9 protein-coding genes are annotated in these 12120 nt (G+C 63.6%); 2 read left to right on the top strand and 7 right to left on the bottom strand.

What is annotated here, in order from left to right; translation table 11 throughout:
* Window positions 1–15: 15 nt before the first annotated feature.
* Window positions 16–1323, top strand: coding sequence for a phosphate regulon sensor histidine kinase PhoR (phoR, locus tag J5M71_RS07975; RefSeq protein ID WP_207831340.1), 1308 nt, complete (start codon window positions 16–18; stop codon window positions 1321–1323).
* Between the two features lie 173 nt (window positions 1324–1496).
* On the top strand, window positions 1497–2837 hold the full coding sequence (locus tag J5M71_RS07980; protein WP_087500932.1) for a hemolysin family protein: 1341 nt from the start codon (window positions 1497–1499) through the stop codon (window positions 2835–2837).
* Window positions 2838–2937: 100 nt separating this feature from the next.
* Here J5M71_RS07980 and J5M71_RS07985 read toward each other — a convergent pair whose 3' ends face one another.
* From J5M71_RS07985 to J5M71_RS08015, 7 genes are all read right to left on the bottom strand, one after another.
* Window positions 2938–3834, bottom strand: a complete 897-nt coding sequence (locus tag J5M71_RS07985) for a M23 family metallopeptidase (RefSeq protein ID WP_207831342.1) — start codon at window positions 3832–3834, stop codon at window positions 2938–2940.
* Between the two features lie 198 nt (window positions 3835–4032).
* A complete protein-coding gene (locus J5M71_RS07990; protein WP_063912251.1) occupies window positions 4033–4929 on the bottom strand; it encodes a response regulator in 897 nt (298 codons plus the stop codon).
* Between the two features lie 164 nt (window positions 4930–5093).
* A complete protein-coding gene (gene phoU / locus J5M71_RS07995; RefSeq protein ID WP_063912252.1) occupies window positions 5094–5864 on the bottom strand; it encodes a phosphate signaling complex protein PhoU in 771 nt (256 codons plus the stop codon).
* 187 nt (window positions 5865–6051) lie between these two features.
* Window positions 6052–6885, bottom strand: coding sequence for a phosphate ABC transporter ATP-binding protein PstB (pstB, locus tag J5M71_RS08000; protein ID WP_046613712.1), 834 nt, complete (start codon window positions 6883–6885; stop codon window positions 6052–6054).
* Between the two features lie 72 nt (window positions 6886–6957).
* Entirely contained in the window at window positions 6958–8574 is a 1617-nt protein-coding gene (gene pstA, locus J5M71_RS08005; RefSeq protein ID WP_207831562.1) for a phosphate ABC transporter permease PstA, read from the bottom strand.
* A 71-nt stretch (window positions 8575–8645) separates the two neighbouring features.
* Window positions 8646–10934: an ABC transporter permease subunit gene (locus J5M71_RS08010; protein ID WP_207831344.1), complete on the bottom strand. Its 2289-nt coding sequence runs from the start codon at window positions 10932–10934 to the stop codon at window positions 8646–8648.
* A gap of 139 nt (window positions 10935–11073) precedes the next feature.
* The gene (locus tag J5M71_RS08015) at window positions 11074–12072 is read right to left on the bottom strand and encodes a phosphate ABC transporter substrate-binding protein PstS (RefSeq protein ID WP_056793940.1); all 999 of its coding nucleotides are present in this window, start codon (window positions 12070–12072) and stop codon (window positions 11074–11076) included.
* Window positions 12073–12120 lie beyond the last annotated feature (48 nt).

Below are 12120 nucleotides of genomic sequence, written 5' to 3' on the forward strand. Positions count from 1 at the left end.
TACAAGGACCGTCAATTGAACCAGAACTGGCACGCGACCCTGATTCGCCACCTGCTGCTGCTGATCACCGTCTGCCTGATCGGCGGGCTGGTCAGCGGCTACTATGGCTGGAGCCTGGCCATCGGCCTGGCGCTGTACCTGGGCTGGACCCTCAAGCAGCTGCTGCGCCTGCATGACTGGCTGCGCAACCACCAACCCGACGAAGCACCGCCCGATGGCTACGGCCTGTGGGGCGAGGTGTTCGACAGCATCTACCACCTGCAACGCCGCGACCAGCGCGTGCGCGGCCGCCTGCAGGCGGTGATCGACCGGGTGCAGGAGTCCACCGCTGCGCTGCGTGACGCGGTGATCATGCTCGACAGCGACGGCAACCTGGAATGGTGGAACCGCGCCGCCGAGACCCTGCTGGGCTTCAAGACCCCACAGGACGGCGGCCAGCAGGTGACCAACCTGGTGCGCCACCCGCGCTTCAAGGAATACTTCGAGGCGGAGAACTACCTAGAACCGCTGGAAATCCCCTCGCCGATCAACGACCGCATGCGCGTGCAGCTGCACATCACCCGCTACGGCAACAACGAGCACCTGATGCTGGTGCGCGATGTTACCCGCATCCACCAGCTGGAGCAGATGCGCAAGGACTTCGTCGCCAACGTGTCCCACGAGCTGCGCACGCCGCTGACGGTGATCACCGGCTACCTGGAAACCCTGCTGGACAACGTCGAGGACGTGAACCCGCGCTGGAGCCGAGCCCTGCAGCAGATGAGCCAGCAAGGCTCGCGCATGCAGACGCTGCTCAACGACCTGTTGCTGCTGGCCAAGCTGGAGGCCACCGACTACCCGTCGGACAACCAGCCGGTGGCAGTCGATGCCTTGCTCACCGCGATCAGGAACGACGCCCAGGCCCTGTCCGGGCCACGCAACCAGCGCATCACCCTGGAAGCCACACCCGGCGTGAAGCTCAAGGGCAGCGAGTCGGAGCTGCGCAGTGCCTTTTCCAACCTGGTGTTCAACGCGGTGAAGTACACCCAGGACAACGGCAGCATCCGTATTCGCTGGTGGGCCGATGCCCAGGGCGCACACCTGTCGGTGCAGGACTCGGGGGTGGGCATCGATGCCAAGCACCTGCCGCGCCTGACCGAGCGCTTCTACCGGGTCGATTCCAGCCGTGCGTCGAATACCGGCGGCACCGGGCTGGGGCTGGCGATCGTCAAGCATGTGCTGATGCGCCACCGCGGCAAGCTGGAGATCAGCAGCGTGCCGGGGCATGGCAGTACCTTTACCTGTCACTTTGCACCGGCACAATTGGCTAACGGCAAGGCTTGAGATCGGGGCTGCTGCGCGGCCCTTCGCGGGCACGCCCGCTCCCACAGGGGCCGCAATAAGTCCGCCACCCTTTGCTTTTACGGCCCCAGCCGCTACATTGGACCCCCTGTGCCAGCAAGAGCTGGCACTTTTTTTCTCTCTATCTTGAAGACGGACCCCGTAAAAACTCCATCATGGACCCTTCCCCTGGTATCAGCCTCACCTCGTTATTCGCCGATTTCGGCATGATCATCTTTGCCTTGCTCCTGGTGCTGCTCAACGGCTTCTTCGTTGCCGCCGAGTTCGCCATGGTCAAGCTGCGCGCCACCCGCGTCGAGTCCATCGCCGAGCTGCATGGCTGGCGTGGCAGCATCCTGCGCAAGGTACACAACCAGCTCGACGCCTACCTGTCGGCCTGCCAGCTGGGCATCACCCTCGCCTCGCTGGGCCTGGGCTGGGTCGGTGAACCGGCGTTCGCCCACCTGCTCGAACCGCTGCTGGCATACGTCGGCGTGGACACGCCCGAGCTGATCAAGGCGATCTCGTTCTTCGTCGCCTTCTTCGTCATCTCGTACCTGCACATCGTGGTCGGCGAGCTGGCGCCCAAGTCCTGGGCCATCCGCAAGCCCGAACTGCTGTCGCTGTGGACCGCCGTGCCGCTGTACCTGTTCTACTGGGTGATGTATCCGGCCATCTACCTGCTCAATGCCAGTGCCAACACCATCCTGCGCATTGCCGGCCAGGGCGAGCCCGGCCCGCACCACGAGCACCACTACAGCCGTGAAGAGCTCAAGCTGATCCTGCACTCCAGCCGGGGCCAGGACCCGAGCGACCAGGGCATGCGCGTACTGGCCTCGGCCGTGGAAATGGGTGAGCTGGAGGTGGTCGACTGGGCCAATTCGCGCGAGGACATGGTCAGCATCGACGCCCATGCGCCGCTGAAGCAGATCCTGGCCCTGGTACGCCGCCACAAGTTCAGCCGCTACCCGGTGTACGACGCCGAGCGCGAGGAGTTCACCGGCCTGCTGCACATCAAGGACCTGCTGCTGGAGCTGGCCGAACTCGAGCACCTGCCCGAAACCATCGACCTGGACGACCTGGCCCGGCCGCTGGAGCGCGTGTCGCGGCACATGCCGTTGGCACAGTTGCTGGAGCAGTTCCGTAAGGGCGGCGCACACTTCGTGCTGGTGGAAGAAGCCGATGGCAAGGTGATTGGCTACCTGACCATGGAAGACGTACTGGAAGTGCTGGTGGGCGACATCCAGGACGAGCACCGCAAGACCGAACGCGGCATCCTCGCCTACCAGCCGGGCAAGCTGCTGGTGCGTGGCGATACGCCGCTGTTCAAGGTCGAACGCCTGCTGGGCGTCGACCTTGACCACATCGAGGCAGAAACCCTGGCCGGTCTGGTCTACGAGACACTCAAGCGCGTACCTGAAGAAGAGGAAGTGCTGGAGGTCGAAGGGCTGCGCATCATCATCAAGAAGATGAAAGGGCCGAAGATCGTGTTGGCCAAGGTGCTCAAGCTGGATTGAGGGCCATTCGCGGGCTCGCCCGCTCCCACAGGATCGCCAAAGGCCGGGCCTTTCAGATTACCTGTGGGAGCGGGCGAGCCCGCGAAGAAGCCGGCACGGATCAAGGGTTACCCGCAGTGAAGTCAGGCAACCCGCTGATCGGCCTGTCGAACCGATAAGGTATCGACTCCAGCGCCAACCCCACATTGCGCTGCACCACGAAATGCAGGTGCGGCCCGGTGCTGTTGCCGGTATTGCCCGACCTGGCCAGCATCTGCCCCTGCCGCACCCGTTGCCCCTCCGCCACCACCACCGAACCGCGCATCAGGTGCAAGTACACGCCCATGGTGCCATCCGGGTGCAGGATCCTGACGAAATTGCCCGACGGGTTGGGCCCGCGCCCGCTCTGGCTGTTCTCCGTTTTCACCACCACCCCTTCCCGCGCCGCGATGATGGTGGTGCCTTCGGGCATGGCGATATCCATGGCATAGCGCCCCTTGGGCCCAAAATGGCTGACTCGGCCATTGGGCCCTTGGGTCACGCGGAACGGCCCGCCGAGCCAGGGAAAGGCATAACGGAAGCCCTGCGGCCGCTTGCCCGGGTCGCCCATGGCCTGCAGCAGGGTCGAGCGGTAGTTCAGCAGCATTCCGGGCCGCCCCCTGAGCACGCTGAGCATTTGCGTGGTGCGCGGCGGCAGCACCCGGCGCACGATACGTGGGGCATTGCCACCTTGTGCGTTCACCAGGTTGTCCAGGCGCAACTCCACCTCCACCGGCACATGCAGCTGGTTGCGCGCCGAGAAGCTCACGCCGCCGTTGAAGGTAATCGCGTTCAGCAGCACCTGGCCTTCGGCCATTTCGACCATGGGTACGCGCCGCACCAAGGGTTTGGCACCGGGGCCGGGCCGGTCGGAATAGGAGGTCACACGGCCATCGTCGGTGATCTCGTAGATGGTCATGCCCAGGCTCGACGCCGAGGCCATGAGCAATGCACAGAACAGCAGCAGGCGGGCGGGCATGATAGTGGCTTTTTGACAGTTATGATCTGTCGAAGCCTAGCAGCGGGTTTTGTGGCGGGTATGACAGTTGGTCGGATGGCGTCAACAGGACTGGCCCCATCGCCGGCAAGCCAGCTCCCACAGGAATTGCACAAGGCCAGAGGTTGGCGCTGTACCTGTGGGAGCTGGCTTGCCGGCGACAAGGCCAGTAGCCATGACTCAGGCGCCCGGGGTGAAGTGCTTCTGCGCCGTCCCGCGGGCAATCAGCCGCGACAGGTAGTCGAGCTTCTGGGCATCCTGGTCGACGAACTTGAAGGTCAGTTGCAACCAGTCACTGTCGGGCTTGGGCTCCAGTGCCGCGATGGCATGCAGGTAGCCGTTCAGGCGCGCGACTTCGGCGCTCTCGCCCTGCTCCAGGTCCAGCACCGCGCCCTCCAGCACCTGCGGCAGCACTTCGCCACGGCGCACCACCAGCAGGGCCTCCTTCAGGCTCAGCGCCTTGATCACGCACGGCTGCATGCCGCTGGCCAGGCGCAACTGGCCCTGGCCGCGGCCAGTCGGCGCGGGGGCTGCGGGCCTGGGGGCGCTGGCCAGTGGCCTGGCGGGTACGGGTGCCGGCGCTGGCGCCGCGACCTTCACCGCTTCAGGCTTGCCGGCTGTCAGCGCATTCAGCGAGTCATTGGCGAACGCCGAATTGATCCGCGCCGGGCCACTGGCCATCAGGCTGTCGAGCTTGCCGATCTTGGCCAAGGCCTTTTTCACCTTGGTCAGCAGCTGCTCGTTGGTGAACGGCTTGCCGACAAAATCGGAAACGCCCGCCTGGATCGCCTGGATGACGTTTTCCTTGTCACCACGGCTGGTCACCATGATGAACTGCAGGTTCTTCATCGCAGGCTGCTGGCGGCACCAGGTGAGCAGTTCCAGGCCGGACATTTCCGGCATCTCCCAGTCGCACAGGACCAGGTCGAACGCTTCCTTGCCCAGCATGGCCATGGCCTTGCGACCGTTGACGGCATCGTCGATGGTCATGCCCGGGAAGGCATTACGCAGGCATTTGCGGACCAGGTCACGGATAAACGGGGCGTCATCCACGACCAGCACATTCACTTTACTCATCGATACTCCTTCTGAATCCCGACTAGCCTACTGCCGAATAATGGCCATTTGCTACAACCTGGTCACGCCGGGACTTCTTCACATCGTTCGCGGGTGCCTGCCGGCTCCTCGACCGCAAACGAAAACGCCCGGCCAAGGCCGGGCGTCGATGCTCGGGAGCAACCTTACTTATCGTCCGGTTCAGCCGGAACATTAGCGTTTTCGCCGTCAGCGACAGCGGTACCCTGCACTTCTGCCGTCATGCGCTTGAGGCCCATGTGACGCACGTCGGTGCCGCGCACCAGGTAGATCACCAGCTCGGAGATGTTGCGCGCATGGTCGCCGATGCGCTCCAGCGAACGTAGCACCCAGATCACGCTCAGTACCCGCGAAATCGAGCGCGGGTCTTCCATCATGTAGGTCACCAGCTCACGCAGGGCGGTCTTGTATTCACGGTCGATGGTCTTGTCGTACTGGGCCACCGACAGTGCCAGTTCGGCGTCGAAGCGGGCAAAGGCGTCCAGCGCGTCGCGGACCATGTTGCGTACCTGGTCACCGATGTGACGCACCTCGACGTAACCGCGCGGCGACTCGCCTTCCTCGCACAGCTGGATGGCGCGACGGGCGATCTTGGTCGACTCGTCACCGATGCGCTCCAGGTCGATCACCGACTTGGAGATGCTGATGATCAGGCGCAGGTCGGAGGCCGCCGGCTGACGACGGGCGAGGATGCGCAGGCACTCCTCGTCGATGTTGCGCTCCATCTGGTTGATCTGCTCATCGACTTCGCGCACTTGCTGGGCCAGGCCCGAGTCGGCTTCGATCAGCGCGGTAACTGCGTCGTTGACCTGCTTTTCGACCAGGCCGCCCATGGCCAGCAGGTGGCTACGCACCTCTTCGAGCTCGGCGTTGAACTGCTGGGAAATGTGATGCGTAAGGCTTTCTTTGTTGATCATCGTTCGCTCCGCGAAGAAGCTGCAAGCTTCAATTTGTTCGTGTCATACCCTGGCCCACCCTGGCAAACACATCCTGTGGGAGCGGGTTCACCCGCGAACACCGGCGAAGCCGGTGCCAGACACCGCAGCGCCTGCTTCGCGGGTAAACCCGCTCCCACAGGGGCCAGGCACCTGTCCCGAGCGGCTGCTAGCCGTAGCGACCGGTGATGTAGTCTTCGGTCTGCTTCTTCGCCGGGTTGGTGAACAGGGTGTCGGTATCCCCGAATTCGACCAGTTTGCCCATGTACATGAACGCGGTGTAGTCCGAAACACGGGCCGCCTGCTGCATGTTGTGGGTCACGATGACGATGGTGTACTTGGATTTCAATTCGTAGATCAGTTCCTCGACTTTCAGGGTCGAGATCGGGTCCAGTGCCGAGCACGGTTCGTCGAGCAGCAGCACTTCCGGTTCCACGGCGATGGTGCGGGCAATGACCAGACGCTGCTGCTGGCCACCGGACAGGCCCAGTGCCGAGTCGTGCAGGCGGTCCTTGACCTCGTCCCACAGGGCCGCGCCCTTCAGCGCCCACTCGACCGCTTCGTCGAGCACGCGCTTCTTGTTGATGCCCTGGATGCGCAGGCCATAGACCACGTTTTCGTAGATGGTCTTGGGGAACGGATTGGGCTTCTGGAATACCATGCCCACACGGCGGCGCAGCTCGGCCACGTCTTCGCCCTTGCGGTAGATATTGTTGCCGTACAGGTTGATGGCGCCTTCCACGCGGCAGCCGTCAACCAGGTCGTTCATGCGGTTGAACGTGCGCAGCAGGGTCGACTTGCCGCAGCCGGACGGGCCGATAAAGGCGGTCACGCGCTGCTTGGGGATATTCATCTGCACATCGAACAGCGCTTGTTTGTCGCCGTAGAACAGGCTCAGACCCGGCACTTCGATGGCTACGGTTTCTTCGGCCAGGCGCAGGCTCTGCTTGTCGCGGCCGAGGGCAGACATGTCGATGCCGTGGGCATGGGATTCTTGCTGCATGGTCAACTCCATACGCTAACAATTCGTTTCAAAGGGCCGCCCGGCTCACGGGCGGCACGCTTGCAATCAGGATCAGCTGTCGAGGGCCTTGTACTTCTCGCGCAGGTGGTTACGGATCCACACGGCCGAGAGGTTGAGGGCCGCGATCACCAGCACCAGCAGCAACGCCGTGGCGTATACCAGCGGCCGCGCTGCTTCGACGTTAGGGCTCTGGAAACCGACGTCATAGATATGGAAGCCCAGATGCATGATCTTCTGGTCCAGGTGCAGGTACGGGTAGTTACCGTCCACCGGCAGCGATGGCGCCAGCTTCACCACACCTACCAGCATCAACGGCGCCACTTCACCGGCGGCGCGGGCCACGGCGAGGATCATGCCGGTCATCATCGCCGGGCTGGCCATCGGCAGGACGATCTTCCACAGGGTCTCGGCCTTGGTCGCCCCCAGGGCCAGCGAGCCTTCGCGCACGGTGCGCGGGATGCGCGCCAGGCCTTCTTCGGTGGCCACGATCACCACCGGCACGGCCAGCAGCGCCAGGGTCAGCGATGCCCACAGCAGGCCCGGGGTACCCAGGGTTGGCGCCGGCAGTGCTTCAGGGAAGAACAGGCGGTCAATCGAACCACCCAGCACGTAGACGAAGAAGCCCAGGCCGAACACGCCGTAGACGATCGCCGGTACACCGGCCAGGTTGTTCACAGCGATGCGGATCAGGCGGGTCACCGGGCCCTGTCTGGCATATTCACGCAGGTACACGGCAGCCAGCACACCGAACGGGGTGACGATCACGGCCATGATCAGGGTCATCATCACGGTACCGAAGATGGCCGGGAAGATACCGCCCTCGGTGTTGGCTTCACGCGGATCGTCGCTGAGGAACTCCCAGACCTTGGTGAAGTAGCTGCCCAGTTTGGTGAAGCCCGACATGGCGTTCGGCTGGATGGCGTGCACCACCTTGCTGAGGTTGATTTCCACTTCACGGCCGTCGCCATCGCGGGCCACCAGGCTGTCGCGGGCGAAGGCCTGGTGCAGGCTGGTCAGGCGGTCTTCGATGGCCTTGTAGCGGCTGTTCAGCTCGGCACGCTCGGCGTCCATGTCGGCCTGGGCGGCGGCGTCCAGCTTGCCCTCCAGCTCCAGCTTGCGCGCCTGCAGACGCAGGCGCTCGAGGCCATGGTTGATGGCACCGATGTCTTTCTTCTCGAGCCTTTGCAGTTCGCTGTTGAGCTGGTTGGCGCGCTTGAGACGGGCCTGCAGCTCGTTCCAGGCGGCAGCGCCTTCTGCGACCACGCGGCCCTCTTCCTTGACGCTGACCAGGTAGCCGTAGAAGTTGCCCCACTCGCGGCGCTCCAGGGCGATCAGGTCGGTCGGGTGCTTTTCGTCCACCAGCCAGTCGCCGACCACCCAGGTGAAGTCGCTGCCGTTGAGGTCGCGGTTGCCCACCTTGATCAGCTCGCGGGTCATGAACTCCGGGCCCTGGTCAGGCACTGGCAGGCCGGCGCCCTTCAGGCGGGCACGGGGTACTTCTTCCTTTTGCACCACTTCGCCAATGACGATGTGATCGGCCTGGCCCGGCACCTTGTAGGTGGCCTGGACAAGATCGGCCGGCCAGAAGTGGCCCAGGCCGCGCACGGCAATCACCGCCAGCAGGCCAACGGTCATGATCACGGCCATGGCCACCGCGCCGCCGCTCATCCAGACGCCTGGGGCGCCGCTCTTGAACCAGCCTTTGAGGGAATCCTTTTTCACGGATCGCTACCTTTCTATCAAAGCGACGAGTATTTCTTGCGCAGACGCTGGCGAATCAGCTCGGCCAAGGTGTTCATGATGAAGGTGAACATCAGCAGCACCAGCGCGGCCAGGAACAGCACGCGATAGTGGCTGCCACCGACTTCCGATTCCGGCATTTCCACGGCCACGTTGGCGGCCAGGGTGCGCATGCCCTCGAACAGGTTCAGCTCCATCACCGGGGTGTTGCCGGTGGCCATCAGCACGATCATGGTCTCGCCCACCGCACGGCCCATGCCGATCATCAGCGCCGAGAAGATACCCGGGCTGGCGGTGAGGATGACCACGCGGGTCAAGGTCTGCCAGGGCGTTGCACCCAGGGCCAGGGAGCCCAGGGTCAGGCTGCGCGGCACGCTGAACACGGCGTCTTCGGCGATGGAGTAGATGTTCGGGATGACCGCGAAGCCCATGGCGATACCCACGACCAGGGCGTTGCGCTGGTCGTAGGTTATCCCCAGGTCGTTGGTGATCCACAGGCGCATGTCGCCGCCAAAAAGCCAGCTCTCGAGGTGCGGGCTCATGGTCAGGGCGAACCAGCCGGTGAACAGGATGACCGGGATCAGGATCGCCGCTTCCCAGCCATCCGGGATACGCAGGCGGATCGACTCGGGCAGGCGGGTCCAGGCAAAGCCGGCCAGCAGGATACCGAGCGGCATCAGCAGGAACAGGCTGAACACGCCCGGCAGGTGGCCTTCCAGGTACGGGGCGAGGAACAGGCCGGCGAAGAAGCCGAGGATCACCGTCGGCATCGCTTCCATCAGTTCGATCACCGGCTTGACCTTGCGGCGCATGCCTGGGGCCATGAAGTAGGCGGTGTAGATGGCCGCGGCAATCGCCAGCGGGGCCGCCAGGATCATCGCGTAGAACGCGGCCTTCAGGGTACCGAAGGTCAACGGCGACAGGCTCAGTTTGGGCTCGAAGTCGGTGTTCGAAGCGGTCGATTGCCAGACGTACTTCGGCTCGTCGTAGTTCTCGTACCACACCTTGCCCCACAGCGCGCTGAAGGAAATTTCCGGGTGCGGGTTACGCAAGCTCAGTGGCAGCAGCTTGCCGCCTTCTTCGATGATGATGCGGTTGGCGCGTGGCGACAGGGCCAGGATGCCCGGGCCTTCGGCGACCGGCTCGACCAGCAGGGTGCGGTGCGCGGTGCTGTGGAACACGCCCAGCTCACCTGCGGCGTCGAGGGCGACGAAGCCCTTGCGGCGCTCTTCGGCGTCGATCTGCACGACCGCGGCCTTGCCCATCTGGAAGGTGCGGATCAGCTTGAAGCGCGATTCGCCGTCCGGGTCACGGGCCATGAACCACTGGGCCAGGCCGCCCTTGGAGTCGCCGATGATCAGCGAGATGCCGCCGACCAGCTGGGCGGTGGCGGTGATTTCGGTGTCGGCGCTGTCAGACAGCTTGTAGCGGCCGTTGAGGCTCTTGTCGCGCAGGTTGAACACGTCCGCGGTGGCGCGGCCGTTGATCACGTACAGCCACTGCTGACGCGGGTCGATGAAGATGTTCTTCACCGTTTCAGTCATCTGCGGCAGTTCAATGCGGTTCTGCTCGGTGGTGACCTCTTCGGTCATCATGTTTTCGGTACGGGTCAGCTCGACCACCTGCAGGTGCGCGCCGGTGGAGCCGGCCAGCAGCAGGGTGTCGCCGTTGACGTTGACACTGACATGCTCCAGCGCACGGCCCTGCTCGTCGAGCACGAACGGCTGCTCGCCGTACGGGTAGTCGATGCCGGGGGCGATGGTTTTCTTGTTGTCCGGGTAGGTGATCTTGTAGGAGTGGTGGAACACCAGCGCCTGGCCATTGGACAAGCCCAGCACCACCAGCGGGCTACCCGGCTGATCGGCACTGATCGAAGTGACCTGGGTGCCTGCCGGCACTGGCAGGTCGAAACGCTTGAGCTCGTTACCGCTCTTGGTATCGAAGAACAGTGCCTGGCCCTTGTCCGAAACGCGCATGCCCACCAGGTTCTGCTCTTCAAGCGCGATCATCAGCGGCTTGCCGGCATCCTGTTGCAGCCAGGTTGGCTCCAGGGCCTTCTTGCTGGTCAGTTCGGCACCCTGGAACAGCGGCAGCACCACATAGGCCAGATAGAAGAAGATCAGGGTGATCGCCGCCAATACGGCAAGCCCGCCCACCAGTACATACCAGCGGGTCAGGCGGTCCTTGAGTGCGCGCATGCGGCGCTTGCGTTGCAACTCCGGCGTATTGAAATCAATCCGCACGGGCTGGGAGTTTTGGGTCATGTTGGAGTTGGCCAGATCATTCATGCGCACACCCTAGCGGTCCCGTGTGACAAAAACATTACAAAATGGTGACGCACGAAAGCCCGCCGCACAGGAAACCTGGCTTCGGACTGGAAATTCGTGGAAGAGGCCGGGCATCAGCACCGGCCTCCCCCTCAGTTACTTACTTTTTTGCAACGTTACCTGCGTGGGACAGGCCCAGGTCAGCCAAGGTCTTGTCGACGACTTTGGCCGGCAGCGGGATGTAGCCGTCCTTCACCACGACCTGCTGGCCAGCTTGCGACAGCACCAGCTTGACGAACTCGGCTTCCAGCGGGGCCAGAGGCTTGTTCGGGGCCTTGTTGACGTAGACGTACAGGAAGCGCGACAGCGGGTAGGTGCCGTTCAGGGCGTTGGTTTCGTTGTCTTCAACGAACTCGCCGCCTTCCTTCTTGGCCAGGGCCACGGTCTTGACGCTGGCGGTCTTGTAGCCGATGCCCGAGTAGCCGATGCCGTTCAGCGAGGAGCTGATCGACTGCACGACCGAAGCCGAGCCAGGCTGTTCGTTGACGTTAGGCTTGAAGTCGCCTTTGCACAGGGCTTCTTCCTTGAAGTAGCCGTAGGTGCCCGATACCGAGTTACGGCCGAACAGCTGTACTGGCTTGTTGGCCAGGTCGCCGGTCACGCCCAGGTCACCCCAGGTCTTGACGTCGGCTTTGCCACCGCACAGGCGGGTGGAAGAGAAGATGGCGTCGACCTGGGCCATGGTCAGGCCTTTGATCGGGTTGTCCTTGTGTACGAACACAGCCAGGGCGTCTACGGCGACCGGGATGGCGGTCGGCTTGTAGCCGTACTTCTGCTCGAAGGCCTGCAACTCGACGTCCTTCATCTTGCGGCTCATCGGGCCGAGGTTGGCGGTACCTTCGGTCAGCGCGGGTGGCGCGGTGGAGGAGCCGGCAGCCTGGATCTGGATGTTTACGTTCGGATATTCCTTCTTGTAGGCCTCGGCCCACAGAGTCATCAGGTTGGCGAGGGTGTCCGAACCGACGCTGGAGAGGTTGCCCGAAACACCGGTGGTCTTGGTGTAGGTCGGGATCGCAGGATCGACAGCGGCTACCGCGTTGGCGGTTGCAACGCCAGCGGCGGCAAAGGTGAGGGCCGCCATCAAACGCTTCAGTTTCATGCCTTGCTCCTAGCAGGAATATTGGGGTGTTGGATGGAACGGGCCCAA

It is taken from the genome of Pseudomonas sp. 43(2021) (genome assembly GCF_017490805.1).
Lineage (GTDB): Bacteria > Pseudomonadota > Gammaproteobacteria > Pseudomonadales > Pseudomonadaceae > Aquipseudomonas.

Coding starts and splice junctions, on each gene's coding strand:
- pstB (WP_046613712.1), bottom strand. CDS start 6,885: ATGCAGCAAGAATCCCATGCCCACGGCATCGACATGTCTGCCCTCGGC.
- phoU (WP_063912252.1), bottom strand. CDS start 5,864: ATGATCAACAAAGAAAGCCTTACGCATCACATTTCCCAGCAGTTCAAC.
- J5M71_RS07990 (WP_063912251.1), bottom strand. CDS start 4,929: ATGAGTAAAGTGAATGTGCTGGTCGTGGATGACGCCCCGTTTATCCGT.
- J5M71_RS07980 (WP_087500932.1), top strand. CDS start 1,497: ATGGACCCTTCCCCTGGTATCAGCCTCACCTCGTTATTCGCCGATTTC.
- J5M71_RS08015 (WP_056793940.1), bottom strand. CDS start 12,072: ATGAAACTGAAGCGTTTGATGGCGGCCCTCACCTTTGCCGCCGCTGGC.
- pstA (WP_207831562.1), bottom strand. CDS start 8,574: ATGAGCGGCGGCGCGGTGGCCATGGCCGTGATCATGACCGTTGGCCTG.
- J5M71_RS08010 (WP_207831344.1), bottom strand. CDS start 10,934: ATGAATGATCTGGCCAACTCCAACATGACCCAAAACTCCCAGCCCGTG.
- J5M71_RS07985 (WP_207831342.1), bottom strand. CDS start 3,834: ATGCCCGCCCGCCTGCTGCTGTTCTGTGCATTGCTCATGGCCTCGGCG.